The following is a 26,614-nucleotide window of genomic DNA, read 5'->3' as shown; positions in this document are numbered from 1 at the left end:
CATGACGGACAGCAACATCATCAAGCTCACGGCCGCCGAGATCGCCGAGAAGATCGCCTCCGGCGAGCTGACGGCCGTCCAGGTCACCGAGGCGCACCTCGCCCGGATCGACGCCGTCGACGAGAAGGTGCACGCCTTCCTGCACATCGACCGCGAGGGCGCCCTCGCCCAGGCCCGCGCCGTGGACGAGAAGCGGGCGCGCGGTGAGAAGCTCGGCCCGCTCGCCGGCGTTCCGCTGGCGCTGAAGGACATCTTCACCACCGAGGGCGTGCCCACGACCGTCGGTTCGAAGATGCTCGAGGGCTGGATCCCGCCGTACGACGCGACCGTCACGCGCAAGCTGAAGGCCGCCGACGTCGTCATCCTCGGCAAGACCAACATGGACGAGTTCGCCATGGGGTCCTCCACCGAGAACAGCGCGTTCGGCCCGACCGGCAACCCGTGGGACCTCACCAGGATCCCCGGCGGCTCCGGCGGCGGCTCCTCCGCCGCGCTCGCCGCGTTCGAGGCGCCCCTCGCCATCGGCACCGACACCGGCGGCTCCATCCGCCAGCCCGCCGCCGTCACCGGCACGGTCGGAGTGAAGCCGACGTACGGCGCGGTCTCCCGCTACGGCATGGTCGCCTTCTCCTCCTCTCTCGACCAGGGCGGCCCCTGCGCCCGCACGGTCCTGGACGCGGCCCTGCTGCACGAGGTCATCGCCGGGCACGACCCGATGGACTCCACCTCCATCGACGCGCCCGTCCCGCCGGTCGTCGAGGCCGCCCGCAACGGCAGCGTGCAGGGCATGCGCGTCGGTGTCGTCAAGCAGTTCCGCGGCGAGGGCTACCAGGCCGGCGTCGTCCAGCGGTTCGACGAGGCCGTCGCCCTGCTGAAGGACCTCGGCGCCGAGATCGTCGAACTGGACTGCCCGTCCTTCGACCTCGCGCTGTCGGCGTACTACCTGATCGCGCCGTCCGAGTGCTCCTCCAACCTCGCCCGCTTCGACGGCCTGCGCTACGGCCTGCGCACCGGCGACGACGGCAGCCGCTCCGCGGAGGAGGTCACCTCCCTCACCCGCGAGGCAGGCTTCGGCCCCGAGGTCAAGCGGCGCATCATGCTGGGCACGTACGCGCTCAGCTCCGGCTACTACGACGCGTACTACGGCTCCGCGCAGAAGGTCCGCACGCTCATCAAGCAGGACTTCGACAAGGCCTTCGAGCAGGTCGACGTGATCGTCTCCCCGACGACCCCGACGACCGCCTTCCCGATCGGCGAGCGCGCCGACGACCCGATGGCGATGTACCTCGCGGACCTGTGCACCATCCCGACCAACCTGGCGGGCAACGCGGCCATGTCCCTGCCCTGCGGCCTCGCCCCGGAGGACAACCTCCCGGTCGGCTTGCAGATCATCGCCCCGGTGATGAAGGACGAGCGCCTCTACAAGGTGGGCGCGGCCGTCGAGGCCGCCTTCGTGGAAAAGTGGGGGCACCCGCTCCTGGAGGAGGCTCCGTCGCTGTGAGTGCACTGAAGAAGGCCAAGGGCTTCAAGAAGTCCAAGTCCGGCACCTACCTGACCATGGCCACCACCGCGTTCGGCGCGTTCGGTGTCGCCAAGCAGATCAAGAAGGCCCGCGCCGAGAACGACACGCTCCGGCTCGTCGACGCCACCGTGTCCGCCGTCGCGATCGTCACCGGCCTCGCCGTCCTCTACCGCGAGCTGAAGCGGCTGGGCGACGACGACGTCCTGCTGGGCTGAGAGGGAAGTTTTCACCGTGACCACCACGACCGACCTGGTGTCGTACGAGGACGCACTCGCGGCGTACGACCCCGTCATGGGCCTCGAGGTCCATGTCGAACTCGGCACCAAGACCAAGATGTTCTGCGGCTGTTCGACCTCGCTCGGCGCCGACCCGAACACCCAGACCTGCCCGGTCTGCCTCGGCCTGCCCGGCGCGCTCCCGGTCGTCAACGCGACCGGCGTCGAGTCCGCCATCAAGATCGGCCTCGCGCTGAACTGCGAGATCGCCGAGTGGTGCCGCTTCGCCCGGAAGAACTACTTCTATCCGGACATGCCGAAGAACTTCCAGACCTCGCAGTACGACGAGCCGATCGCCTTCAACGGCTACCTGGACGTCGAGCTGGAGGACGGCGAGATCTTCCGCGTGGAGATCGAGCGCGCCCACATGGAGGAGGACACCGGCAAGTCGACGCACGTCGGCGGCGCCACCGGCCGTATCCACGGCGCGTCCCACTCCCTGCTGGACTACAACCGCGCCGGCATCCCCCTCATCGAGATCGTCACCAAGCCGATCGTGGGCGCCGGCGAGCGTGCCCCCGAGGTGGCGAAGGCGTACGTGCGTGAGCTGCGTGAACTGATCCGCGCGCTCGGCGTGTCCGAGGCCCGCATGGAGATGGGCCAGATGCGCTGCGACGTCAACCTGTCGCTGATGCCGAAGGGCGCCGACAAGTTCGGCACCCGCTCCGAGACCAAGAACGTCAACTCGCTGCGCTCCGTGGAGCGCGCGGTGCGCTACGAGGTCCAGCGGCACGCGGCCGTCCTCGACGGCGGCGGCACGGTCGTGCAGGAGACCCGGCACTTCCACGAGGACACCGGCTCCACCACCTCCGGCCGCACCAAGGAAGAGGCCGAGGACTACCGGTACTTCCCCGAGCCCGACCTGGTGCCGGTCGCCCCGTCCCGCGAGTGGGTCGAGGAGATCCGCGCCTCGCTGCCCGAGCTGCCGCTGGTGCGCCGCAACCGGCTGCGCGAGGAGTGGGGCATCTCCGGCACGGACATGCAGGCCATCCTGAACGCCGGAGCACTGGACCCGATCGTCGCGACGATCGAGGCCGGCGCGGACGCCGCGTCCGCCCGCAAGTGGTGGATGGGCGAACTGGCCCGCAACGCCAACGAGTCCGGCAAGGCCCTGGACGAACTGGCCATCACCCCGGCGCAGGTGGCCCGCGTCGCCGAGCTGGTCGCCAAGGGTGACCTGAACGACAAGCTGGCCCGCCAGGTCATCGAGGGCGTCCTCGCCGGTGAGGGCACCCCGGACGAGGTCGTCGACAAGCGCGGCCTGAAGGTCGTCTCCGACGAGGGCGCGCTCACCGCCGCCGTCGACGAGGCCATCGCCGGCAACCCGGCCATCGCGGACAAGATCCGCGGCGGCAAGGTCGCCGCGGCCGGCGCCCTGGTCGGCGCCGTCATGAAGGCCACCCGCGGCCAGGCCGACGCGGCCCGCGTCAAGGAGCTGATCCTGGAGAAACTGGGCGTCAGCGAGGGCTGAGGCCCGCCGAGCGGGACCGGAGGGGACGTACCGTCGCACGCGGTACGTCCCCTCCGGCACGTCAACGGCCCGGCACCGACGTCACGGGCGGCGCCCGACCGGCCGTATCAGAGCCGTCCGTCACACAGGTGGCACCCGACCGTCCGTGTCACAGGTGGCGCCCACTCTTCCGCACCGCATCCGGTGTCCGACCGTCTGTGTCACAGGTGGCGCCCACTCTTCCGCTCCGCATCCGGTGTCCGACCGTCTGTGTCACAGGTGGCGCCCACTCTTCCGCACCGCATCCGGGCGTCCGACCGTCCGTGTCACAGGTGGCGCCCACTCTTCCGCTCCGCATCCGGGCGTCCGACCCTCCGCGTCACAGGCGGCGCCCCACCACCCGTACGAAGCCCAGCGTGCGTCCCTCGTCCGCGCGCAGCATCTCCACCGAGTCCCGTGCCAGGCCCCGCATGAACTCGCTGGGGCTCTCCTCGGCGCACACCTCGCTCCACAGCAGCCATTCGCGCCACCCGTCCTCCTGCCACTCCGCCGTCTCCACGGTCACGGCACCGCTGCGCGTCCAGTGCCTGCGCCACCACTCGGCGGAGTGGAAGCACCAGAACGCGGGCTCCCAGAACGGCTTCAGATGCTCCGGCGGCTCCGTGCCGTCGATCTCCTCCCGCAGCGCCGGTACGACGACGCCGATCCGCCCGCCGGGCTTCAGCAGCCGGGTCAGGGTGGGGAGATACAGGTCGTCGGTGCCGAAGTACTGATAGGCGTCGATGGAGACGATCGCGTCGAACGACGCCTCGCCGAACGGCAGGTCGTGCGCCTCGGCCGCCACCGGCAGCACCCGGTCGGCGACGCCCGCCTCGGCGAGCCGGGCCGCGTTCTCGTCGGGCTTCACCCACAGATCCGCGGCGGTGACCCGGACGCGGTACTCCCGGGCGAGGAACACCGACGTCATCGCCCGCCCGCAGCCCAGGTCGAGGACCCGGGCGTCCTCCGTGAGACCGTCCAGGCCCATCGCCGGGGCCAGCCACTCCAGCAGCCACAGGGCGTTCGGACCCATCTGGTTCTCGACCGTCCAGCGGGGGTCGTAGCGGGCGCTGCGGGGGAAGCGGGCGAGGGACAGGCGCTCGGCGAGATCGTTCATGAGGCCTGCCTAGCAGCCCGGAGGGAGGGCCCGCACCTGGGTTTTCACCCCAGCGCGCTACGCTCCCGCGGCATGAGTGGACGAGCCGATTCCGACACCGGGCCTCAGACGGTCCCCGAGGAAGCGGAGCGGATCGAGGGCGCCGTGCCGCACGAGAAAGACATACGAGCGGACCAGGACCGAGATCAGGACCCGGCGGAGGACGGGGACACCGAGGACACCGAGGACACCGAGGACGCCGAGGACGACGCAGAGGAGCCCCGGGAGGCCGCGCGGCGGGCCCGCTGGACGGCCGCCGGCGCCGGGGCGCTGCTGACCCTCGCGGGGCTCACCGCGTCCCTGCTCAGACTGGCCGGCCCGGCGCCCGCACCGGTGGCCGCCGCGTACGCCGCCGGGGGCGCGGTGTGCGCCTGCGCCGCGTTCCTCGGCGCGCGCGGCCGTACCCGGCGCGCGCTGTGGCTGCTGATCGCCGGGGTGATGGTGATGGCGCTCGGAGACCAGTTCGACTGAGTGCGCGGTCCGTGAGGCCGGGGCGACAGCCGGCCCGGGATTGTCGTGTGACGTGCCTCCCAGTCCTGTGAACAAGCCCACGAACCCATCAAACGATCACTTTTTGCTGCAAGAGTGGTCTTCGCATTGCTCATGCGTTCTTTGCGGGCCGTTCACCTCATGAACGACGGTTCCCGGCCAAAGATCCACAATCAGTCATTCCGGGAGCACGTTCGTGGCAGCCCTTGCACGCTGGTGTGTACGACGCCGCCTGTTCGCCGTTCTGCTCTGGCTCCTCGCCTTCGGCGGGGTGGCCGCCGCCGCGGCCGTCACCGGCTCCGCGTACAGCAACGACTACGAGGCCCCCGGCACCGAGTCCGGCCGCGCCACCCGGCTGCTCCAGGAGGGCTTCCCCGGCCTCGGCGGCGACACCGACACCGTCGTCTGGCACACCGACACCGGCACCGTCCGCGCCGCCGACGTCGAACAGACCATGTCCCGCACCCTCGACCGGATCGCCGCCCTGCCCGGCGTCGCCTCCGTGAGCGGCCCCTACGCCGGCAAGGGCGACGCCGGCCGGATCAGCGACGACGGGCACACCGCCTACGCCACCGTCACCTTCGACGACTCCGCCGAGAACATCACCCCCGGCGAGGCACAGGCCGTCGTCGACACCGCCAAGGCCGCCGAGACCGACGGACTCCAGGTCGAGCTGGGCGGCAGCGCCATCGCCCTCACCGAGCCCTCCGGCGGCCACCTCGCCGAGGTGGTCGGCGTGGCCGTCGCCGCGGTCGTGCTGTTCCTCGCCTTCGGGTCGCTCGCCGCGTCCCTGCTGCCCATCGCCACCGCCCTGGTCGGCGTCGGCACCGCATACGCCGGGATCGTGCTCCTCGGGCACGCCATGACCGTCGCCGACTTCGCGCCCATGCTCGGCCTGCTGGTCGGGCTCGGCGTCGGCATCGACTACGCCCTGTTCATCGTCACCCGGCACCGGCGCGGACTGAAACACGGACTGAGCGTCCCCGACGCCGCGGCCGAGGCCGTCGCCACCACCGGACGCGCCGTCGTCTTCGCGGGTGCGACCGTCTGCATCGCCCTGCTCGGCATGCTGATCCTCGGACTCGGCTTCCTCAACGGCGTCGCCGTCGCCGCCTCCCTGACCGTCGTACTGACCGTCGCCGCCTCCGTGACCCTGCTGCCCGCGCTGCTGTCCTTCATCGGCATGCGCGCGCTCAGCCGCCGCGAGCGGCGCAGGCTCACCGAACACGGGCCCCAACCGGAGCTGCCGACCGGGCTCGCCGCACGCTGGTCCGCGTTCGTCGAACGCCACCCCAAACTGCTCGGTTCCCTCGCCCTCGGCGTCGTCACCCTCCTCGCGCTGCCCACCCTCTCCCTCCACCTGGGCACCTCCGACCAGGGCAACCGCCCCACCAGCTCCACCACCCGGCAGGCCTACGACCTGCTCGCCGACGGCTTCGGCCCCGGCGTCAACGGGCCGCTCACCCTGGTCACCCGCGTCGACGGCGGCGAGGACCGGCTCGCCCTGGACAACCTCGGCACCACCCTGCGCGCCACCGAAGGCGTCGCCGCCGTCACCCCCGTCACCTACAACTCCGGCGGCACCACCGCCTGGCTGGAAGTCGTCCCCGACTCCGCCCCGCAGTCCACCGCCACCAGCGACCTCGTCGACCGGCTGCGCACCGACGTACTGCCCCGCGCCGAGACCGGCACCACCCTCGACGTGCAGGTCGGCGGGGTGACCGCCTCCTACGACGACTTCGCCGAGGTGATCGTCGGCAAGCTGCCCCTCTTCGTCGGCGTCGTCATCGGCCTCGGCTGCGTCCTGCTGCTGCTCGCATTCCGCTCCCTGGGCATCCCGCTCAAGGCCGCCGCCATGAACGTCGCCGCCGTCGCCGCCGCGTTCGGCGTCGTCGTCGTGATCTTCCAGTGGGGGTGGGGCGGCGAACTCCTCGGACTCGGCCGCGCCGGACCCGTCGAACCCTTCCTGCCGGTGATCATGGTGTCGGTCCTCTTCGGGCTCTCCATGGACTACCAGGTCTTCCTCGTCAGCCGGATGTACGAGGAATGGCTGGAGACAGGCGACAACCGGCGCGCGGTCCGGGTCGGCCTCGCCGAGACCAGCCGCGTCATCAACTCCGCCGCGGTCATCATGATCTCCGTCTTCCTCGCGTTCGTGCTCAGCGGCGACCGCGTCATCGCCATGTTCGGCATCGCCCTGGCCGCCGCCGTCGCCCTCGACGCGTTCGTGCTGCGCACCCTGCTCGTCCCCGCCCTCATGCACCTCCTCGGCGGCGCCAACTGGTGGCTGCCGCGCGCCCTGGACCGCGTCCTGCCCCGCATCAGCATCGAGCCGCCCGAGTGCCGTGCCGCCGCCCGTGAGAGGCTCACGGACGCAGTGGAGGAGATGGAGAAGGAGCGGCAGCAGGATGTACGCGATATCCCTGGGTGACGACGGCGCCGAACTGCGCCCCCTGGAGCCCTGGCAGGCCGAGGAGTTCCTCGCCCACCTGGACCGCGGCCGTGCGTTCATCACCCGGTACATCCCCTTCGGCTCCCAGGTCACCGACCTCGACACCGCCCGCGAGACCCTGCGCCGCTACGCCGGGATGCGCGCCGCCGACACCTCCCACCACCACGGCATCTGGCAGGACGGCAAGCTGGTCGGCGGTGTCCTCGCTCTGGAGTTCGACGCCGCCGCCGGTACCTGCGAGGTCGGCTGCTGGCTGGAGCCCGCCGCCACCGGACGCGGCCTCGTCACGCGCGCGATGCGGCACCTCGTCGACTGGGCCGTGGACGAGCGCGGCATCCACCGCGTCGAGTGGGTCGCCGCATCCGGCAACGAGGCCAGCATCGCCGTAGCCCGCCGGCTCGGCATGCACCGCGACGGCGTACGCCGTGAGGCCCATCTCCACCAGGGCGTACGGCACGACCTGGAGGTGTGGTCGCTGCTCGCCCCCGAGTGGCGTGCGGCACGCGCGCGTACCGCCCACCACGATCACTGAGGGACCTGCCCTCCCCGAGGGGGAACGCCGCCCCGGCAGGAGACCCGGCAGGGGCATGCCCTAAGACCCTCAGACAGAACCCCGGGCACCTTAGACGATCACCGCTCGCCCCAGCCCCCGTCTAAGGCACCCGCCCCCGCCGCAAGATGCGGAGGTCGCCCGATGCGGCGGACCCCCCTGGGAGACGAAAGTCGAAGCATCGCGACAGCGAGACCCGACCGTCTCCCAGGGGAACACCATGTTCGAGTACGAGATCCAGCAGACCCGCTCCGCCGACCTGATCCGGCAGGCCGACAACGAGCGCCTCGCCCGCGAGGCCGTCCGCGCCCGCCGCGCCGCCCGCCAGGCACAGCGCGAACGGTCCGCCGAGAGCGACAGCCATACCGGGCGGCCCCGGCGGCGCTGGTCCACGCGCGCCGCGTGAGCGCGCCCCCGGCGCCGCCGGAGCCGCGGGTGCCGGCCTCCGCGCGGCAGGGGCTGTGGAAAACCCCTGCCGCGCTGTCAGCGGCGCATGCCATGCTCGGGTCCGTGGAGATCCGATCCGTCAGCCCCGTGTTCGTCGGCCGCACCGCCGAGCTGGACGCCCTGCGCGAAGCGCTCTCCCGCGCCACCGCGGGAGAGCCGCAGGCGTTGCTCATCGGCGGCGAGGCAGGCGTCGGAAAGACCCGCCTCGTCGAAGAGTTCGCCAAGGCCGCCGCCGGCGAGGGCGCCGTCGTCGCCGTCGGCGGCTGCGTCGAGATCGGCGCCGACGGACTGCCCTTCGCGCCCTTCTCCACCGCCCTGCGCACCCTCCACCGCGAACTGCCCGCCGAACTCGCCGAGGCCGCCGCCGGACAGGAGGAAGAACTCGCCCGCCTCCTGCCCGAACTGGGCGAGACCGGCAGCGGACGCCACGACGAGGAGGGCATGGCCCGCCTGTTCGAACTGACCGCCCGCCTGCTGGAGCGCGTCGCCACCGACCGCACCGTCGTCCTCGCCCTGGAGGACCTGCACTGGGCCGACGCCTCCACCCGCCACCTGCTGTCGTACCTCTTCCGCACCCTGCGCACCGGCCGCCTCGTCGTCCTCGCCACCTACCGCTCCGACGACGTCCACCGCCGCCACCCCATGCGCCCCCTCCTCGCCGAACTGGACCGGCTGCGCACCGTACGCCGCCTGGAACTGTCCCGGTTCAACCGCGACGAGGTCGGCCGGCAGATCGCCGGCATCCTCGCCGCCGAACCCGAACCGGCCCAGGTCGACGACATCTTCCGCCGCTCCGACGGCAACGCCTTCTTCGTCGAGGAACTCGCCGTCGCCGTCTTCGAGGGCTGCCGCACCGGCCTCACCGACACCCTCCGCGACCTGCTGCTGGTCCGCGTCGAGGCCCTGCCCGAGACCGCGCAGAACGTCGCCCGGATCGTCGCCGAGGGCGGCTCCACCGTCGAGTACCGGCTGCTGGCCGCCGTCGCCCGGCTCGCCGAGGACGACCTCATCGAGGCACTGCGGGCCGCCGTCAACGCCAACATCCTCACCGCCACACCCACCGGCGACGGCTACCGCTTCCGCCACTCCCTCGTCCGCGAGGCCGTCGGTGACGATCTGCTGCCCGGCGAACGCTCCCGCATCAACCGCCGCTACGCCGAAGCCCTCGAAGCCGACCCCGGCCTCGTCCCCGCCGACCAGCGCGCCATGCGCCTCGCCAGCTACTGGTACCACGCGCACGACGCCGCCAAGGCCCTGCCCGCCGTCCTCGAAGCCGCCGTACAGGCCCGCACCCGCCACGCCTACAGCGAGCAACTGCGCCTGCTGGAGAGGGCCATGGAACTGTGGGACGCCGCACCCGAGGACATCCGCGCCCGCCTGTGCGTCGCCGGATACGCGGAGGCCTACCCCGAGTGCGCCGGCGACCCCGCCACCACCCCGCTCGGCTTCCTCGACCTCATGACGGAGGCCACCTGCGCGGGCCGCTTCGGTGGCGAACGGGAACGCGCCCTGAAGATCACCAAACGGGCCCTGCGCCTCCTGGAACACGAACACGACCCCCTGCGCGCCGCCTGGTTCTGGATCCAGCGCTCCCGCCTCGTGCAGTCCCTCGCCCGCGGCGACGGCCGACAGGAACTGGCCACCGCCCAGGAACTCGTACGCGGACTGCCCCCGTCCCGCGTCCACGCCGAGGTGCTCACCAACGTCGCGAGCTGGTCGATGCTCCACGAACCCGGCCCCGACGCCCTCGCCGCCGCCGAACAGGCCGTCGCCTACGCCCGGATGGTCACCGCCCGCGAGACCGAGCTGAACGCGCGGCTCACCCTCGGCGGGCTCACCGTCGGCGCCGGCGACGTCGAGACCGGCCTCGCCATGATGGAGGAGGTACGGCAGCAGGCGGCCACCGAGGGCCACACCTTCGTCGCGGGCCGCGCCTATGTGAACCTGCCCAACGACCTGGAGAGCGTGGGCCGGTCCCGCGAGGCGGTCCGCGTCCTGACCGAGGGCGTCGCCTACGCCCGCCGGTTCGGGCTGCTGGACTCCGAATCCTGGGTTCTGGGCAACCTCGCCGACTCGCAGTACTCCCTCGGCAACTGGGACGAGGCCACCGACGCCGCCCGCGCCGCGCTGCGCCGCGGACACAGCGCCAAACCCCTGGGCTGCGGCGCGATCACCCTGGCACTGATCGCCCTGAGCCGCGGCGACAACGCCGAGGCCGCCCGCCACCTCGCCGAGGCGGAAGCCCACTTCGGCACCCACGACCCCATGCCCCAGCAGTGGCTCATCGTCGCCCGCGTCCGCCTCGGCCTCGCCGCCGCCGAGGGCCGCCTCGCCGACGCGCGCACCGCCCTCGCCGCCGCCCTGGACGCGGGCATCCCACCCGGCACCCACCGGTACGGCTGGCCGCTGCTGCTGGACGCCGCCGCCGCCGAAGCCGACGCCCGCCTGCTGCCCGCCGCCCGCCCCGGCCGCGAGGAGGCCCTCGCCCGGATCGCCGGCGCCGTGCAGCGGCTCACCACCGACGCGCCCGTCTGGCACGCGCACGCGGCGTGGGCCCGCGCCGAACTGCTGCGCGCCGAGGGCCGCGACACCGGCGCCGACTGGTCGGACGTGGTGACCCGCGTCGAGCCTCTGGAACGCCCCTACGACCTCGCCCGCGTCCGCCACCGGCTGGCCGTCGCCCTGCTCGCCGACGGCGGCGACGACGAACGCGCCCGCGCCACGGAACTGCTGCGCCTCGCCCACGCCGTCGCCGGCCACCTCGACGCCCGCCCCCTCGCCGACGCCGTCGCCCTCGTCGCCCAGCGGGCCCGGATCGCCCTCACCGCCGACACGACCGGCCCCCGGCCCCCCGCCGACCCCGTGGAGGCACTGGGCCTGACCAGCCGCGAACAGGACGTGCTGCGCCTGGTCGCGGCGGGCCGCACCAACCGGCAGATAGCGGCGGAACTCTTCATCTCCCCGAAGACCGCCAGCGTCCACGTCTCCAACATCCTCGCCAAGCTCGGCGTGGCGGGCCGCGGCGAGGCGGCGGCGGTGGCGCACCGGCTGGGCCTGTTCACGGCCGAAACCGTCCCCGTGCGCACCACCGGCTGAGCCGTACGCTGGAGGAACCTGCGACCGGGGAGGAACCCGTGTTCAACGCCTTCGAGGAACTGTTCGCCCCCGGCCGCAAGCACACCCACGACGAGGAACGCCGGCTGGAGCTGACCCGGGAGGACATCGGCGACAGCGACCCCGCGCACGGCCCCATAGACCTCACATCGGGCAAGGTCGTCGTACGCCTCCAGGAACGGCCCGAGGAAGCGCCCCCCGGCGAGGGAACCGACGACGAACCGCCCGAGGACGGCCCGGACACATAGCCCCCGGCCCCGGCACGCCTCCGGCCCGGCTCAGCTGACCTGGAGCTCCAGGACGCGGTCGTCGCCGTCCTTCGGATCGCCCCGGCCGTCGGTGTTGCTGGTCGTCACCCACAGCTTGCCGCCGCCCGCCGCGACGACCGTGCGCAGCCGGCCGTACTCGCCCGTGAGGAAGGCCTGCGGTTCCGCCGACGCCTCGGTGCCCTTCAGCGGGATGCGCCACAGCCGCTTGCCCTTCAGCCCCGCCATCCACACCGAGCCCTCGGCCACGGCGATGCCGCTGGGGGAGGCGTCGTCGGTGTGCCACTGCACGAGAGGGTCACGGAAGCCCGGGTCGTCCGACCTGCCCTCCGCCTCCGGCCAGCCGTAGTCGCCGCCCGGCGCGATCGCGTTCAGCTCGTCCCAGGTGTCCTGGCCGAACTCCGACGCGAACAGTCGCTGCTTGTCGTCCCAGGCCAGACCCTGCACATTCCGGTGCCCGTACGAGTAGACGGGGGAGTCGGGGAACGGGTTGCCGGGCGCCGGCTCACCCTCCGGGGTCAGCCGGAGGATCTTGCCGCCCAGGGACTCCTTGTCCCGCGACAGCCCGCGCTGCCCGCTCTCGCCCGTGCCCACGTACAGCATGCCGTCGGGGCCGAACGCGATCCGGCCGCCGTTGTGGATGAACCCCTTCGGAATGCCCTTGAAGACGGTGTCGGGCGCGCCGAGCTGCTCACCGGCGGGCTTCTTCGGGTCGTACAGCATCCGGACGATGCGATTGTCCGAGGCCGACGTGAAGTAGGCGTAGATCATGCGGTCGGACGCGTAGTCCGGGGAGAGCGCGATCCCGAGCAGCCCGCCCTCGCCCTGCGGGGAGACACCGGGCACCTCACCCAGCAGCGTCTTGCGGCCGGTCCGCGCGTCGACGAGGGTGATCGTCGCCCGGTCCCGCGACGCCACCAGCAGCGAGCCGCCGTCGGGCAGCGGGGCCAGACCCCACGGGGTGTCCAGACCGGTCGCGACGGTGCGCAGCACCTTCACGGTGCCCTTGGCGGGCGCTGTCGCCTCGGCCGTCGCGGAACCCGAGGGAGAGGCCGGGGAGCTCATACCGGCGGGGGAGGAGGCCGCACCGGCCGGCGCCCCCGATCCGCTCCCGGAGCATCCCGCCGCGAGCAGGAGCGCGGCAGCGGCCAGCAGGGCCGGTACAGCCCGTCGTCGCACGATCATGGTCCCCCTCGGAGTAGGTCCGACTTCTGTCATACACCGCCCGCACGTTCCCGGCGCCCGCTCCCGAAGATCCGGTACGACCGCGCACCACCCGCCGCACGAACACCCCCGCCCGCGCCCCGGCCGCCGGGAGCCGTTTCCGTCGCGGGCCAGGCCCGCCCGGGCCCGTTCCGCCGAGCCCGAGCCGCCCCCCGCACCCGCGGCCGAACCGAACCCGTCCCGCCCCCGCACCGCGGCACCGCCTCAGTCCCACGACCCCTGCGCCGCCGGCAGTCCCGCCACCTCCGCCAGGTCCGCCGCCGTCAGCCGCAGATCCGCCGCGCCCGCGTTCTCCGTCACCCACCGCGCCCGCTTGGCGCCCGGCACCGGCACCACGTGCCGCCCCTGGGCCAGCACCCAGGCCAGCGCCACCTGGCCCGGCGTGACATCCGGGCCGTGCCGGGCGGCGATGCGCCGCAGCCCGGCCACGATCGGCTGGTTGGCGGCCATCATCTCGGCGGTGAACCGGGGATGCCGGGCCCGCATGTCGTCCGGCTCGAACCCCTCGCCCGGGGTGAGCGTGCCGGTCAGGAAGCCGTTGCCGAGCGGCATCGCCGCGAGGAACCCGATGCCGCGCGCCTCGCACCACGGCAGCAGCTCCCGCAGCGCCTCCGGCGACCACACCGACAGCTCGGCCTGCACCGCGCTCACCGGGAACACCTGCTGCACCCGCCGCAGCTGCCGCAAGGTCGCGTCGTACAGGCCGGCGCCGGGGCGGCGCCCGCCGCGCACCCCGACCGCGCACAGCCCGAGCGCCCGCACCTTGCCCGCCCGCACCAGCTCCGCCATCGCCCCCCAGGTCTCCTCGATCGGCACCTCGGGGTCGGCGCGGTGCAGCTGGTACAGGTCGATCACGTCCGTCTGCAACCGCCGCAGGGAGGCGTCGCAGGCCCGCCGCACATAGCCGGGGCGGCCGTTGGCCACGATGTGCTGCTCGCCGACGAGCAGACCGACCTTCGTCGACACGAACGCCTCCCGGCGGCGCTCCTTCAACACCCGCCCCAGCAGCAGCTCATTGGTGAACGGGCCGTACATGTCGGCCGTGTCCAGCAGTGTCGAGCCCAGATCCAGCGCCCGGTGGACCGTCCGCAGCGACTCCTCGCCCCGCTGCCGGGAGCCGCTGTAGGCCCAGCTCATCGGCATGCACCCGAGTCCGACGGCCCCCACGGAGAGTGCCGTCGCGCCGATCGTCCTGCGCTCCACCTGCTCGTGATCCTCCCTCTCCTGGCGCCCCCAACCTAACCTCTGCTCCTCGACGCCCCTGACATAGCCTCCTGACATGACTGCTGACGTGTGGCTGCCCATCCCCGCCGAGGAGATCGAGGGGCTCCCCGAGGGGCCGAACTACCGCTTCTGGAACGGCGAGGACGACTTCCCCGCCGACCCCGCGGACTGCGCGTACTACGTCGTGCCGTACATGAAGCCCGCCGACGTCGGGCAGCGCCCGCTGCCGCAAATGACCGCCGTCGAGGTCGTGCAGACCCTGTCGGCCGGCACCGACCACGTCGAGCCCGGCCTGAGGCATCTGAAGCCCGGCGTACGGCTGTGCAACGCACGCGGTGTGCACGAGGCGAGCACCGCCGAGCTGACACTGGCCCTGATCCTCGCCTCGCTGCGCGGCATCCCCGACTTCGTCCGCGCCCAGGACCGCGGCGCCTGGCTCGGCGGCTTCCGGCCCGCGCTCGCCGACCGGACGGTCCTCATCGTCGGGTACGGCTCCATCGGCGCCGCCATCGAAGACCGGCTCGCGCCCTTCGAGCTCGCGCGGGTCGTGCGCGTCGCGCGCTCTGCGCGTACAACGGCGCGCGGTCCCGTGCATCCGCTCACCGAACTGCCCGCCCTGCTGCCCGAGGCGGACGTCGTCGTCCTCTCCACGCCCCTCACCGACACCACCCGCGGCCTCGTCGACGGCGCGTTCCTCGCCCGCATGAAGGACGGCGCGCTGCTCGTCAACGTCGCCCGCGGCCCCGTCGTCGACACCAAGGCGCTGCTCGCGGAGCTGGACAGCGGCAGGATCACCGCCGCACTCGACGTCACCGACCCCGAGCCGCTGCCCGCCGACCACCCGCTGTGGCGCGCCCCCGGTGTGCTGATCTCGCCTCATGTCGGCGGGCCCACGTCCGCGTTCCTGCCGCGCGCCAAGCGGCTGTTGGCCGACCAGTTGACGCGTTTCGTGAACCGGGAGCCGTTGCGCAACGTGATCCTCACGACGGGCGCGTAATCCGCTTCGCGTACCCTCCGCAGTCCCGCGAACGCGGTGCGTGCCCGCATAACGCCTGGTGGTCACGGAGCGTAGAGAAGCTATGTCCCTGAGTGACGATACTGGTGTATCGTCCCGACAGGGGATGCGCCGCGCACCGTTCGGCGCCGGGGACGGACATTCCAGACTTGTGAGGGGGGCGACGGGCGATGCACGGCCTATGGACGAACGATCCGACGCGGCAGGGCAGCCGGCGGCGGCCCTGGCGCACGGCCGCGCGCAGACGCGGCCACCACGCCGATCACAGGGAGTACCGGGGCCGTCCGCACCGGCCGGGCGGCCGGCCGGCCCCGCACCGCAGGCCGACCGCCCGGCGCAGGCATGCGCACCCAGTGCACCGCACCCGGCGGGACCGGGGGGCGACGGCACGGACCGGGAGGACCCGGTGAACTCGCCGCCGCACTCCGCGACCGCCGTCGGGTCGCCCCTGCGTCCGCAGCCGACCGCGCAGCTGCCCCGGCCCCGCCCGCCGGCCTCCGGCAACCGCACGGCCATGGTCCAGCAGATGGTGCTGGCCGTGGTGTGCGGCGGATACGCCGTCGGTGCCGCACTCGGCTGGGGATCGGGCGAACTCGCCCTCGTCATGGGTGACTTCGGGCTGGCCGCGGCAGCGGCCACGGCAGCCGTCTCCTGCCTGCTCTACGCGCGCTGCCGCCGCGTCCGCTTCCGCACCGCCTGGCTGCTGTTCGCCCTCTCCTCGGCGATGGCCGCCCTCGGCAACGGCATCTGGGGCTGGTACGAGGTCGTCCTCGACCGGCCCGTGCCCAGCCCCTCCTCGGCCGACCTGTTCTTCCTGTGCTTCGCGCCGCCCGCCATCGTGGGACTGCTCGTCCTCGCGAAACGCCCCATGACCAAGGCCGGCTGGGTCTGCCTCGCCCTGGACGCCTGGCTGATCGCGGGCTCCCTGCTCACACTGTCGTGGAGCCTCGCCCTCGCCCAGGCCGCCCAGTCCGACGGCCCGAGCGTCGCGCACGTCGCGCTGTCCCTGGCGTACCCGCTGCTGGACATCGCCCTCGTCAGCATGGTCCTCGTGCTGCACTTCCGCCGCTCCGCGGTGAACCGCACCGCCGTCAACACGGCGATCGGCGCGCTCGCCCTGACGGTGATGTGCGACGCGATGTTCACCTCACCGCTGCTGCACAACAACTACCGCTCCGGCCAGCTCCTCGACGCCGGCTGGTTCGCCGGCTCGCTGCTGCTCGCCTACGCCCCCTGGGCCGCCCGGCACCCGCGCGACACCGACGGCCACACCCGAGTCGTCCACGAGCACCGGCCCGGCCGCCGACCGCCGGGCCGGCCGACACCGCCCCAGCCGGGCGCGGACCACGGCCGCTACCCGGGCACCCGGCCCATCACCGGCTCCCTCGCCGCGCTCACGCCGTACCTCGCGGCAGCCGTGTGCACCCTGGGGATCCTCTACAACGTCCTCAACGGGCACAGCGTCTCCCGCGTCGTGCTGCTCATCGGCGGCACCGTCGTCCTCGCGCTCGTCGTCCGCCAGGGCATCATGCTGCTCGACAACATCTCCCTCACCCAGGAACTCGCGCAGAAGGAGAACCACTTCCGCTCCCTGGTGCAGGGCTCCAGCGACGTCATCATGATCGCCGCGCCCAGCGGTGTCCTGCGGTACGTCTCCCCGGCCGCCGCCGGGGTCTACGGCCGTCCCGCCGAGGACCTCGTCGGCACCGAACTGGCCAACCTCATCCACCCCGAGGACCTCGGCTGCGTCGTCCACGAGATCCGCCGCTTCCTCGCCGCCAGCCCCCTGGAGGAACCCACCACCCGCATCGAGTGCCGCTTCCGCTCCGGCGACGGCGGCTGGCTCAACGTCGAGTCCACCGTCAACCGCCACCACGGCGGGCTGATCTTCAACAGCCGCGACGTCACCGAACGCGTCCGGCTTCAGGCCCAGCTCCAGCACAACGCCGAGCACGACCCGCTCACCGACCTGCCCAACCGCGCCCTGTTCACCACGCGCGTCCAGCAGGCGCTGTCCGGGCGGCGCAGCTCCGACCGGGGCCTCGCCCTGCGCAACACCGCCGTGCTCTTCATCGACCTCGACGGCTTCAAAGCCGTCAACGACACCATCGGCCACCAGGCCGGCGACGAACTCCTCGTCCAGGCCGCCCGCAGACTCCAGGACGCGGTACGCCACGGGGACACCGCCGCCCGGCTCGGCGGCGACGAGTTCGCCGCCCTCATCGCCGGCGACAACACCCGTGACCGAGGCGCCCGGGAGCGGCACATCCTGGAGCTCGCCGACCGCCTCAGGGTCACGCTCTCGCAGCCGTACGCCATCGACGGAAACGATGTCCGCGTCAACGCCTCCATCGGCGTCGCCTTCGCCGAACCCGGCCTCGGCGCGGGCGAACTGCTGCGCAACGCCGACCTCGCCATGTACCGGGCGAAGGCCGGCGGCAAGGGACGCGTCGAGCTGTACCGGCCGCAGATGCAGCAGGACGTCGTCCGCAAGGCCGAGCTGGCGACCCGGCTGCGGGCCGCGCTGCACGACGGCGAGTTCACCCTGCTCCACCAGCCCGTCGTACGGCTCTCCGACGGCCGCATCTCGGCGGTCGCCGCCCAGGCCCGCTGGCGCTCCTCGCAGGGCGTGCTGTTCACGCCCGCCGAGTTCCTGCGGGTCGCCGAGGACAGCGACAGGACCGCCGAGCTGGGCCGCTGGATGCTCCAGGAAGCCGTCGAGCAGGCCGCCGAACGCCACGCGTCCGGCGTCACCGTGCCGGTCGCGGTCCGGATGCCCGCCCGGCGGCTGCTGGACCGGTCCGTGCCCCTCGGTTCCGTCGAGGCGCTGCTGACCCGGCACGGGCTGCCCTCCGGCTCCCTCGTGATCGAACTGGCCGACCTCGACCCCCGTGTGCCGCTCGACGAGCTGGAGCGGCGCCTGACGGCCCTCAGAAGGCTCGGCGTACGGTTCGTGCTGGACGGCTTCGGCACCGGCTGGGCGGCCGTCACCGCGCTGCGCCGGCTCCCCCTGGACGGGCTCAAGCTCGACCGCTCCCTCGTCGAGGGCGTCGTCGAGTCCGCCCGACTGCACAAGATCACCGGCGGGCTGCTGAGGATCGCCGGCGATCTCGGTCTGCAGACCGTCGCCGAGGGCGTGGACCTTCCCGAGCAGGCCGTCGCCCTGCGCGCCATGGGCTGCACCCACGGGCAGGGCACGGCGTTCGCCGGCCCGCTGGACGAGTACCGGCTGCGCAGGGCGCTCGGCACCGGACACCTGCCCGTGCCGCACGGTCCGGCCGAACCGGCCCTGACGGGCGGCGGCTCGGGGGTGTACACCAGCGGTGTCTCCGTCGTCGTCGCGGGCGGCGCGCCACTGCGTTCACATAATGAGACTCCCGTCCCACCCACTTGACACCGGGTGCGTGCCGGGGGGAGGGTCAGTGCCATGCGCACCCGAATTCTCGTACTTGGAAAGCGCGTCGGCTGACGCTGAGCCCTGACCGCTCAGCACCCCCACCGGCGCGCTCCCCTCGCTTGCCTTACGGCACGAGGGGTTTTTTGTTGCACCAGCAACAGCCGCACAACGCCCGAACTTCGCAAAAACCCTCAGCATCGAGAAGAGAATGCCGATGACCGAGCAGGCCACCGGGGCCCATCATCCGCAGCCGCGGCCCCGATCCGGAGGACAGCAGCCCGCCCCTGTCGAGCACGTCACGGGCGCGCAGTCCCTCATCCGCTCTCTCGAGGAGGTCGGCGCCGACACGGTATTCGGCATTCCCGGCGGTGCCATCCTTCCCGCCTACGACCCGCTGATGGACTCCTCCCGGGTGCGCCACGTCCTGGTCCGCCACGAGCAGGGCGCCGGCCACGCCGCCACCGGCTACGCGCAGGCCACCGGCAAGGTCGGCGTCTGCATGGCCACCTCCGGCCCCGGCGCCACCAACCTGGTCACCCCGATCGCCGACGCCCACATGGACTCCGTCCCGCTGGTCGCGATCACCGGCCAGGTCGCGTCCTCCTCCATCGGCACGGACGCCTTCCAGGAAGCGGACATCGTCGGCATCACCATGCCGATCACCAAGCACAACTTCCTCGTCACCAAGGCCGAGGACATCCCCCGGGTCATCGCGCAGGCCTTCCACATCGCCTCCACCGGCCGCCCCGGCCCTGTCCTCGTCGACATCGCCAAGGACGCCCTCCAGGCGAAGACGACGTTCTCCTGGCCGCCTGTGATGGACCTGCCCGGCTACCGCCCGGTGACCAAGCCGCACGCCAAGCAGATCCGCGAGGCCGCCAAGCTCATCACCTCCGCCAAGCGGCCCGTCCTCTACGTCGGCGGCGGTGTCCTCAAGGCCCGCGCGACGGCCGAACTGAAGGTCCTCGCCGAACTCACCGGAGCGCCCGTCACCACCACACTGATGGCGCTCGGCGCATTCCCCGACAGCCACCCGCTGCACGTCGGAATGCCGGGCATGCACGGTGCGGTCACCGCCGTCACCGCGCTTCAGAAGGCCGACCTGATCGTCGCCCTCGGAGCCCGCTTCGACGACCGCGTCACCGGCAAGCTGGACAGCTTCGCCCCGTACGCCAAGGTCGTCCACGCCGACATCGACCCCGCGGAGATCGGCAAGAACCGCGCCGCCGACGTGCCGATCGTCGGTGACGCCCGCGAGGTCATCGCCGACCTGATCCAGGCCGTGCAGAAGGAGCACGCCGAGGGCCACAAGGGCGACTACAGCGCCTGGTGGAAGGACCTGTCCCGGTGGCGGGAGACGTACCCGCTCGGCTACGACCAGCCCGAGGACGGCTCGCTCGCCCCGCAGCAGGTCATCGAGCGGATCGGGCAGCTCGCACCCGAGGGCACGATCTTCGCCGCGGGCGTCGGCCAGCACCAGATGTGGGCCGCGCACTTCATCCAGTACGACAGGCCCGCCACCTGGCTGAACTCCGGCGGCGCCGGAACCATGGGGTACGCCGTCCCCGCCGCCATGGGCGCCAAGGCCGGCGCACCCGACCGCACCGTCTGGGCGATCGACGGCGACGGCTGCTTCCAGATGACCAACCAGGAACTCACCACCTGCGCGCTGAACAACATCCCCATCAAGGTCGCCGTGATCAACAACGGCGCCCTCGGGATGGTCCGCCAGTGGCAGACCCTCTTCTACAACCAGCGCTACTCCAACACCGTGCTGCACAGCGGCCCCGACGACATCAACCCGGAGGCCAGGGGCACCCGCGTCCCCGACTTCGTGAAGCTGTCGGAGGCCATGGGCTGCGTGGGCCTGCGCTGCGAGCGGCCCGAGGACCTGGACAAGGTCATCGAGGAGGCCAACTCCATCAACGACCGCCCGGTCGTCATCGACTTCATCGTCCACGAGGACGCCATGGTGTGGCCGATGGTCGCCGCCGGCACCTCCAACGACGAGATCATGGCCGCCCGGGACGTCCGCCCCGACTTCGGCGACAACGAAGACGACTGAGCGAGGAAGAGCACACCGACATGTCCAAGCACACGCTCTCCGTCCTGGTGGAGAACACGCCGGGCATCCTCGCCCGGATCGCCGCCCTCTTCTCCCGCCGCGGCTTCAACATCGACTCGCTCGCGGTGGGTGTCACCGAGCACCCCGACATCTCCCGTATCACCATCGTCGTCGGTGTCGAGGACCTGCCGCTCGAACAGGTCACCAAGCAGCTCAACAAGCTGGTCAACGTCCTGAAGATCGTCGAGCTGGAGCCGTCGCAGGCGGTGCAGCGCGAACTCGTCCTGGTGAAGGTGCGCGCCGACAACGAGACGCGCTCCCAGATCGTCGAGATCGTCCAGCTGTTCCGCGCCAAGACCGTCGACGTCTCCCCGGAGGCCGTCACCATCGAGGCCACCGGCAGCAGCGAGAAGCTGTCCGCCATGCTCAAGATGCTGGAACCGTACGGCATCAAGGAGCTGGTCCAGTCCGGCACCATCGCCATCGGCCGGGGCGCCCGCTCGATCACCGACCGCTCGCTGCGCGCCCTCGACCGCAGCGCCTGACGCGCCCGTACGGGCGGCTTCCCGGCGACGGGGCCGCCCGTATGCCGAGACCCCGCAACTCCGACTCCGCCCGCCGTCATACGGTGGGACGCAACACCAGCACTCCAAGGAGAGAACCCAAAGTGGCCGAGCTGTTCTACGACGCCGACGCCGACCTGTCCATCATCCAGGGCCGCAAGGTCGCGGTCATCGGTTACGGCAGCCAGGGCCACGCCCACGCGCTGTCGCTCCGTGACTCGGGTGTCGACGTGCGTGTCGGTCTGCACGAGGGCTCCAAGTCGAAGGCCAAGGCCGAGGAGCAGGGCCTGCGCGTGGTGACGCCGGCCGAGGCCGCCGCCGAGGCGGACGTCATCATGATCCTGGTGCCGGACCCGATCCAGGCCCAGGTCTACGAGGAGTCCATCGCCCCGAACCTGAAGGACGGCGACGCGCTGTTCTTCGGCCACGGCTTCAACATCCGCTTCGGCTTCATCAAGCCCCCGGCCGGCGTGGACGTCTGCATGGTCGCCCCGAAGGGCCCGGGCCACCTGGTGCGCCGCCAGTACGAGGAGGGCCGCGGCGTCCCCTGCATCGCCGCCGTCGAGCAGGACGCCTCCGGCAACGCCTTCGCGCTGGCCCTGTCGTACGCGAAGGGCATCGGCGGCACCCGCGCCGGCGTCATCAAGACGACCTTCACCGAGGAGACCGAGACCGACCTGTTCGGTGAGCAGGCCGTTCTGTGCGGTGGCACCGCCGCGCTGGTGAAGGCGGGCTTCGAGACGCTCACCGAGGCCGGCTACCAGCCGGAGATCGCCTACTTCGAGTGCCTGCACGAGCTGAAGCTGATCGTGGACCTCATGTACGAGGGCGGCCTGGAGAAGATGCGCTGGTCGATCTCCGAGACCGCCGAGTGGGGCGACTACGTCACCGGCCCGCGGATCATCACCGACGCCACCAAGGCCGAGATGAAGAAGGTCCTCGCCGAGATCCAGGACGGCACCTTCGCCCAGACCTGGATGGACGAGTACCACGGCGGTCTGAAGAAGTACAACGAGTACAAGCAGCAGGACTCCGAGCACCTGCTGGAGACCACCGGCAAGCAGCTGCGCAAGCTGATGAGCTGGGTGAACGAGGAGGCGTAAGCCACCGTGCCGAGGGGCCGGAGCAGGACTGCTTCGGCCCCTTCGGCGAACCTCGGGTAACGTCGGTGACACGGCGTTGTCCAACCCGTCCAACCACGGACGGGTGATCCTTCCGTGGAGGCGTCATACGACCTCCGCCACGCCACTAGACTGCTGCCCAACACGCGTCAGGCCCACAGCGTCGTGCGTCTTCCGCGGTAGCCCCTCCCTCCACCGCCTGCGGCCGTCGGGACGGCCGTCCGCATCGCACATGTGAGGACTCACGTGAGCTCGAAACCCGTCGTACTCATCGCTGAAGAGCTGTCGCCCGCCACCGTCGACGCGCTCGGCCCCGACTTCGAGATCCGCCACTGCAACGGCGCTGACCGCGCCGAACTGCTGCCGGCCATCGCCGACGTCGACGCCATCCTCATCCGCTCGGCCACCAAGGTCGACGCCGAGGCGATCGCCGCCGCGAACAAGCTGAAGGTCGTCGCGCGAGCCGGCGTCGGCCTCGACAACGTCGACGTCTCCGCCGCCACCAAGGCCGGCGTGATGGTCGTCAACGCCCCCACCTCCAACATCGTCACCGCCGCCGAGCTGGCCTGCGGCCTGATCGTCGCCACCGCCCGCAACATCCCGCAGGCCAACGCCGCGCTGAAGAACGGCGAGTGGAAGCGCAGCAAGTACACGGGCGTGGAGCTGGCCGAGAAGACCCTCGGTGTCGTCGGCCTCGGCCGTATCGGCGCGCTCGTCGCCCAGCGCATGTCCGCCTTCGGCATGAAGGTCGTCGCGTACGACCCCTACGTCCAGCCGGCGCGGGCCGCGCAGATGGGCGTGAAGGTGCTGAGCCTGGACGAGCTGCTGGAGGTCTCCGACTTCATCACCGTCCACCTGCCCAAGACCCCCGAGACGATCGGGCTCATCGGCGACGAGGCCCTGCGCAAGGTCAAGCCGAACGTGCGCATCATCAACGCCGCGCGCGGCGGCATCGTCGACGAGGAGGCGCTGTACTCGGCGCTGAAGGAGGGCCGCGTCGCCGGCGCCGGCCTCGACGTGTACGCCAAGGAGCCCTGCACGGACTCCCCGCTGTTCGAGTTCGACCAGGTCGTGTGCACCCCGCACCTCGGTGCCTCCACCGACGAGGCGCAGGAGAAGGCCGGTATCGCCGTCGCCCGCTCGGTGCGTCTCGCGCTCGCCGGTGAGCTGGTGCCGGACGCGGTCAACGTCCAGGGCGGCGTCATCGCCGAGGACGTCAAGCCGGGTCTGCCGCTCGCCGAGCGCCTCGGCCGTATCTTCACCGCGCTCGCGGGCGAGGTCGCGGTCCGCCTCGACGTCGAGGTGTACGGCGAGATCACCCAGCACGATGTGAAGGTGCTGGAGCTGTCCGCGCTCAAGGGTGTCTTCGAGGACGTCGTCGACGAGACGGTCTCCTATGTCAACGCCCCGCTGTTCGCGCAGGAGCGCGGTGTCGAGGTCCGTCTGACCACCAGCTCCGAGTCGGCCGACCACCGCAACGTGGTCACCGTGCGCGGCACCCTCGGCACCGGCGAGGAGGTGTCGGTCTCCGGCACGCTGGCCGGCCCGAAGCATGTGCAGAAGATCGTCGCTGTCGGCGAGTACGACGTGGACCTGGCGCTCGCCGACCACATGGTGGTGCTGCGCTACGAGGACCGTCCCGGTGTCGTCGGCACCGTCGGCCGCATCCTCGGCGAGGCCGGCATCAACATCGCCGGTATGCAGGTGGCCCGCGCGGCCGTCGGCGGTGAGGCCCTCGCGGTGCTGACCGTCGACGACACGGTGGCCCCGAACGTGCTGGCCGAGCTGGCCGCCGAGATCGGCGCGACGTCCGCCCGCTCGGTGAACCTGGTCTGACACCCCGCGGTGGTCCGACACCCACGGCACACGGACGCCGGGCGGTCCGAGGAGTTCCCTCGGACCGCCCGGCGTTCTTCATGTGCGGGGCCGCCGCTCTCATACGGCCGCCCGTGCCTCCTCGGTCGTGGACTGCTCCGGTGCCTCCGCCTCGCGGACCCGCACGCCCCGCAGTGAGCGGGCCGCCAGTGCCGCCGACGCCAGCAGCAGTACCGCCCCGGCGACCGCCGCCCCGTGCATACCGCCGGTGAACGCCTCCCGGGCCGCCGCGGCGAGGCCGGGCACCCGGTCGGCGACGGCGAGCGCGCCGCCCAGGGTCTCCTTCGCCACGTCCGGTGCGCTGTCCGGCATCCGGTGGCCGTACACGGCGGTGCCGATGGAGCCGAGTACCGCCATGCCGAGCGCCCCGCCGAACTCCCCGCCGGTCTCCAGCAGGGAGGACGCCGAGCCGGCCCGCTCCACCGGGGCCGCGCCGAGCGCCATGTCGGTGATCTGCGACATGACGACGACGATGCCGCAGGCGAGGACCGCGCAGGCGGCCAGCAGCAGCCACAGGCTGTCGGTGTCCGTGAAGGCGAGCATCGCGTACCCGGCCGCCGCGGTGACGAACCCGGCGGCGACGACCGAGGCCCGGCTCACGCCCTTCTGCACCAGGGCGCCGGCCGCGGGGGCGGCCATGCCGATCGGCACCGACGGCAGCAGCGCCCACAGCGCCGCCTCCAGAGCGCTCTTGCCGAGCACCGACTGGAGGTACTGGGTGGTGAAGAACGCCGAGCCCATCATCGCGAACGAGGCGATCAGGTTGAGCACCACGGCCGGGCTGAACCCGCGGGCGCGGACCAACGCCGGCGGGATCATCGGGGACGCGGCGGTGCGCTGCCGGCGGACGAAGAGCGCGGCGAAGCAGAGTCCGACCGCGATCGAGACGACGTCCTGGATGTGCCGGCCCTCGGACGGGATCTCCTTCAGGCCGTAGATCACCGGCAGCACCGCGGCCATCGACAGCGGCACGCTCGGCCAGTCGAAGCGGCCCGGGTTCGGGTCCTTCGACTCCGGCAGCAGGAACGGGCCGATGACCAGCAGCAGCACCATCGCGGGCAGGTTGACCAGGAACACCGAGCCCCACCAGAAGAACTCGACGAGTACGCCGCTCAGCACCGAGCCGAGCGCGATACCGCCGGTCATCACGCCGGACCACAGGCCGATCGCCTTCGCGCGCTGCCCGGGGTCGGTGAACATCGTGCGGATCAGCGCCATCGTCGACGGCATGAGGGTGGCCCCGCCGATGCCGAGGACCGCCCGGGCCGCGATCAGTGTCCCGGCGCTGTCCGCGTAGGCCGCGACCAGCGAGGCGGTGCCGAAGGCGGCGGCGCCGATCAGCAGCAGCCGGCGGCGGCCGATGCGGTCGCCGAGGGAGCCCATGGTCATCAGCAGGCCGGCGAGCACGAACGCGTAGATGTCGAAGATCCACAGCTGCTGGGTGCCGCTCGGCTCCAGGTCGGCGCTGATCGCGGGGATCGCGAAGTACAGCACCGACACGTCCATCGAGACCAGCAGCAGCGGCAGCATCAGCACGCAGAGGGCGGTCCATTCGCGGCGTCCGGCACGGGCGGTGGGGTGTGGGTTCGTCATGACCGTTAATGTACGCACGTCTTAAACAGTTGTCTAGAACGAATGTATAAGACGCTCGTCTGGAGGCTGGCGGACGGCCGGGAAAGAGCCCGCGCCGGGCAGGCGCACCGATCGCGCGCCGGGCGGGCGTGCGCCACGCGAGCCGTGTGAACGCGCGTCTGAGACGGCCGTATGGACCGGGGTTACGCTTCCCGCATGGGACACCGTGAGGATCTGCTCGAAGGCGCCAAGCGCTGCCTGCTGGCCAAGGGCTTCGCCCGCACCACGGCACGCGACATCGTCAAGGAGTCCGGTACCAACCTGGCCTCCATCGGCTACCACTACGGCTCCAAGGACGCCCTGCTCGCCCAGGCCTATGTGGAGCTGGTGGAGGACATGTCCGTCGCCTTCGACGGCGGCGGGGCCGGCGTGCACGCCCCACCCGGATCGGCGGAACGCTTCCAGGAGGTGTGGGCGAACATCATCGCGACCATGCGCGAGCCCGGCTCGATGTGGCGGCTCAGCCTGGAGGTCGTCGTCATGGGCGACCAGCTCCCCGAGCTGCGCGACCGCCTGGCGCGCGCCCAGCGGGAGGCCGCGCGCGGCATCGTCGCCCTCTTCACCGGGGTGCCCGAGGACAGCGTCACCGACGAGACCGTGGACACCGTCGGCTACTTCTATGTGACGCTGCTGATGGGCCTGGTCATGCAGTGGCACTTCGACCCGAGGACCGCCCCCGAGGCCGACCAGCTCACCGAGGGCCTGCGCCGCGTCGCCGAGGGCTTCACACGGAACTGA

The 26,614-nt window shown here is 72.0% G+C and carries 20 protein-coding genes; 16 read left to right on the top strand and 4 right to left on the bottom strand.

Annotated elements, in window-relative coordinates:
• Position 1 precedes the first annotated feature (1 nt).
• Genes gatA through gatB form a run of 3 tightly spaced genes read left to right on the top strand, consistent with a single transcriptional unit; the run spans position 2 to position 3,268 of the window.
• Positions 2-1,501: an Asp-tRNA(Asn)/Glu-tRNA(Gln) amidotransferase subunit GatA gene (gene gatA / locus MTQ10_RS00210; protein ID WP_247460908.1), complete on the top strand. Its 1,500-nt coding sequence runs from the start codon at positions 2-4 to the stop codon at positions 1,499-1,501.
• Positions 1,498-1,737 carry a hypothetical protein gene (locus MTQ10_RS00205; RefSeq protein ID WP_247460905.1) on the top strand — a complete coding sequence of 80 codons (240 nt, stop codon included), beginning with the start codon at positions 1,498-1,500 and terminating at the stop codon, positions 1,735-1,737. The genes gatA and MTQ10_RS00205 overlap by 4 nt, the downstream gene beginning before the upstream one ends.
• A 16-nt stretch (positions 1,738-1,753) precedes the next feature.
• A complete protein-coding gene (gene gatB / locus MTQ10_RS00200) occupies positions 1,754-3,268 on the top strand; it encodes an Asp-tRNA(Asn)/Glu-tRNA(Gln) amidotransferase subunit GatB (RefSeq protein WP_247460902.1) in 1,515 nt (504 codons plus the stop codon).
• Positions 3,269-3,626: 358 nt separating this feature from the next.
• On the opposite strand, the gene MTQ10_RS00195 is transcribed toward gatB, so the two are convergent.
• Positions 3,627-4,403, bottom strand: coding sequence for an SAM-dependent methyltransferase (locus MTQ10_RS00195; RefSeq protein WP_247460900.1), 777 nt, complete (start codon positions 4,401-4,403; stop codon positions 3,627-3,629).
• A 72-nt stretch (positions 4,404-4,475) separates the two neighbouring features.
• Between MTQ10_RS00195 and MTQ10_RS00190 the strand changes: the two genes are divergently transcribed.
• The 6 genes from MTQ10_RS00190 to MTQ10_RS00165 all read left to right on the top strand — a co-directional run bounded on the left by MTQ10_RS00190 (position 4,476) and on the right by MTQ10_RS00165 (position 11,742).
• A complete protein-coding gene (locus MTQ10_RS00190; protein ID WP_247460898.1) occupies positions 4,476-4,913 on the top strand; it encodes a hypothetical protein in 438 nt (145 codons plus the stop codon).
• A 214-nt stretch (positions 4,914-5,127) separates the two neighbouring features.
• Positions 5,128-7,362, top strand: coding sequence for an MMPL family transporter (locus MTQ10_RS00185; protein ID WP_247460897.1), 2,235 nt, complete (start codon positions 5,128-5,130; stop codon positions 7,360-7,362).
• Positions 7,340-7,915, top strand: coding sequence for a GNAT family N-acetyltransferase (locus tag MTQ10_RS00180; RefSeq protein WP_247460895.1), 576 nt, complete (start codon positions 7,340-7,342; stop codon positions 7,913-7,915). Before MTQ10_RS00185 ends, MTQ10_RS00180 begins: the two co-directional genes overlap by 23 nt.
• 238 nt (positions 7,916-8,153) lie before the next feature.
• Positions 8,154-8,339, top strand: coding sequence for a hypothetical protein (locus MTQ10_RS00175; protein WP_247460893.1), 186 nt, complete (start codon positions 8,154-8,156; stop codon positions 8,337-8,339).
• Between the two features lie 92 nt (positions 8,340-8,431).
• Complete coding sequence (locus tag MTQ10_RS00170; RefSeq protein WP_247460891.1) at positions 8,432-11,476, top strand: helix-turn-helix transcriptional regulator; 3,045 nt, start codon at positions 8,432-8,434, stop codon at positions 11,474-11,476.
• 38 nt (positions 11,477-11,514) lie between these two features.
• Positions 11,515-11,742, top strand: a complete 228-nt coding sequence (locus MTQ10_RS00165; RefSeq protein WP_247460890.1) for a DUF6191 domain-containing protein — start codon at positions 11,515-11,517, stop codon at positions 11,740-11,742.
• 30 nt (positions 11,743-11,772) lie between these two features.
• Here MTQ10_RS00165 and MTQ10_RS00160 read toward each other — a convergent pair whose 3' ends face one another.
• The gene (locus MTQ10_RS00160) at positions 11,773-12,945 is read right to left on the bottom strand and encodes a PQQ-dependent sugar dehydrogenase (RefSeq protein ID WP_247460887.1); all 1,173 of its coding nucleotides are present in this window, start codon (positions 12,943-12,945) and stop codon (positions 11,773-11,775) included.
• A gap of 243 nt (positions 12,946-13,188) precedes the next feature.
• Positions 13,189-14,187, bottom strand: a complete 999-nt coding sequence (locus MTQ10_RS00155; RefSeq protein WP_247460885.1) for an aldo/keto reductase — start codon at positions 14,185-14,187, stop codon at positions 13,189-13,191.
• Between the two features lie 76 nt (positions 14,188-14,263).
• Here MTQ10_RS00155 and MTQ10_RS00150 point away from each other — a divergent pair, with 76 nt between their 5' ends.
• From MTQ10_RS00150 to serA, 6 genes are all read left to right on the top strand, one after another.
• The gene (locus MTQ10_RS00150; RefSeq protein ID WP_247460883.1) at positions 14,264-15,205 is read left to right on the top strand and encodes a 2-hydroxyacid dehydrogenase; all 942 of its coding nucleotides are present in this window, start codon (positions 14,264-14,266) and stop codon (positions 15,203-15,205) included.
• A 424-nt stretch (positions 15,206-15,629) separates the two neighbouring features.
• Positions 15,630-18,617: a putative bifunctional diguanylate cyclase/phosphodiesterase gene (locus tag MTQ10_RS00145; protein WP_247460881.1), complete on the top strand. Its 2,988-nt coding sequence runs from the start codon at positions 15,630-15,632 to the stop codon at positions 18,615-18,617.
• A 217-nt stretch (positions 18,618-18,834) separates the two neighbouring features.
• Positions 18,835-20,685: an acetolactate synthase large subunit gene (locus MTQ10_RS00140; protein ID WP_247460878.1), complete on the top strand. Its 1,851-nt coding sequence runs from the start codon at positions 18,835-18,837 to the stop codon at positions 20,683-20,685.
• A 20-nt stretch (positions 20,686-20,705) separates the two neighbouring features.
• Positions 20,706-21,230 carry an acetolactate synthase small subunit gene (gene ilvN, locus MTQ10_RS00135; RefSeq protein WP_030942875.1) on the top strand — a complete coding sequence of 175 codons (525 nt, stop codon included), beginning with the start codon at positions 20,706-20,708 and terminating at the stop codon, positions 21,228-21,230.
• Positions 21,231-21,352: 122 nt separating this feature from the next.
• Complete coding sequence (gene ilvC / locus MTQ10_RS00130) at positions 21,353-22,351, top strand: ketol-acid reductoisomerase (RefSeq protein WP_247460876.1); 999 nt, start codon at positions 21,353-21,355, stop codon at positions 22,349-22,351.
• Between the two features lie 264 nt (positions 22,352-22,615).
• A complete protein-coding gene (gene serA, locus MTQ10_RS00125) occupies positions 22,616-24,205 on the top strand; it encodes a phosphoglycerate dehydrogenase (RefSeq protein ID WP_247460874.1) in 1,590 nt (529 codons plus the stop codon).
• A gap of 99 nt (positions 24,206-24,304) precedes the next feature.
• Here the strand turns inward: serA and MTQ10_RS00120 are convergent, their stop codons facing one another.
• Positions 24,305-25,837 (bottom strand): MFS transporter, encoded by a 1,533-nt coding sequence (locus tag MTQ10_RS00120; RefSeq protein WP_247460872.1) that lies wholly within the window; start codon positions 25,835-25,837, stop codon positions 24,305-24,307.
• Between the two features lie 195 nt (positions 25,838-26,032).
• Between MTQ10_RS00120 and MTQ10_RS00115 the strand changes: the two genes are divergently transcribed.
• Complete coding sequence (locus tag MTQ10_RS00115; protein ID WP_247460870.1) at positions 26,033-26,614, top strand: TetR/AcrR family transcriptional regulator; 582 nt, start codon at positions 26,033-26,035, stop codon at positions 26,612-26,614.

The sequence above is a fragment of the Streptomyces sp. XM83C genome (assembly GCF_023072675.1).
GTDB classification, from domain to species: domain Bacteria; phylum Actinomycetota; class Actinomycetes; order Streptomycetales; family Streptomycetaceae; genus Streptomyces; species Streptomyces thermocoprophilus.
This window is presented reverse-complemented; position numbering and strand designations above follow the sequence as displayed.

What these genes read in the sequence shown, in the direction of transcription:
- MTQ10_RS00120 (WP_247460872.1), bottom strand. Translation starts at nt 25,837, where the DNA reads ATGACGAACCCACACCCCACCGCCCGTGCCGGACGCCGCGAATGGACC.
- MTQ10_RS00150 (WP_247460883.1), top strand. Translation starts at nt 14,264, where the DNA reads ATGACTGCTGACGTGTGGCTGCCCATCCCCGCCGAGGAGATCGAGGGG.
- MTQ10_RS00160 (WP_247460887.1), bottom strand. Translation starts at nt 12,945, where the DNA reads ATGATCGTGCGACGACGGGCTGTACCGGCCCTGCTGGCCGCTGCCGCG.
- MTQ10_RS00190 (WP_247460898.1), top strand. Translation starts at nt 4,476, where the DNA reads ATGAGTGGACGAGCCGATTCCGACACCGGGCCTCAGACGGTCCCCGAG.
- MTQ10_RS00180 (WP_247460895.1), top strand. Translation starts at nt 7,340, where the DNA reads ATGTACGCGATATCCCTGGGTGACGACGGCGCCGAACTGCGCCCCCTG.
- MTQ10_RS00170 (WP_247460891.1), top strand. Translation starts at nt 8,432, where the DNA reads ATGCTCGGGTCCGTGGAGATCCGATCCGTCAGCCCCGTGTTCGTCGGC.
- MTQ10_RS00140 (WP_247460878.1), top strand. Translation starts at nt 18,835, where the DNA reads ATGACCGAGCAGGCCACCGGGGCCCATCATCCGCAGCCGCGGCCCCGA.
- MTQ10_RS00175 (WP_247460893.1), top strand. Translation starts at nt 8,154, where the DNA reads ATGTTCGAGTACGAGATCCAGCAGACCCGCTCCGCCGACCTGATCCGG.
- MTQ10_RS00195 (WP_247460900.1), bottom strand. Translation starts at nt 4,403, where the DNA reads ATGAACGATCTCGCCGAGCGCCTGTCCCTCGCCCGCTTCCCCCGCAGC.
- gatA (WP_247460908.1), top strand. Translation starts at nt 2, where the DNA reads ATGACGGACAGCAACATCATCAAGCTCACGGCCGCCGAGATCGCCGAG.
- ilvN (WP_030942875.1), top strand. Translation starts at nt 20,706, where the DNA reads ATGTCCAAGCACACGCTCTCCGTCCTGGTGGAGAACACGCCGGGCATC.
- MTQ10_RS00115 (WP_247460870.1), top strand. Translation starts at nt 26,033, where the DNA reads ATGGGACACCGTGAGGATCTGCTCGAAGGCGCCAAGCGCTGCCTGCTG.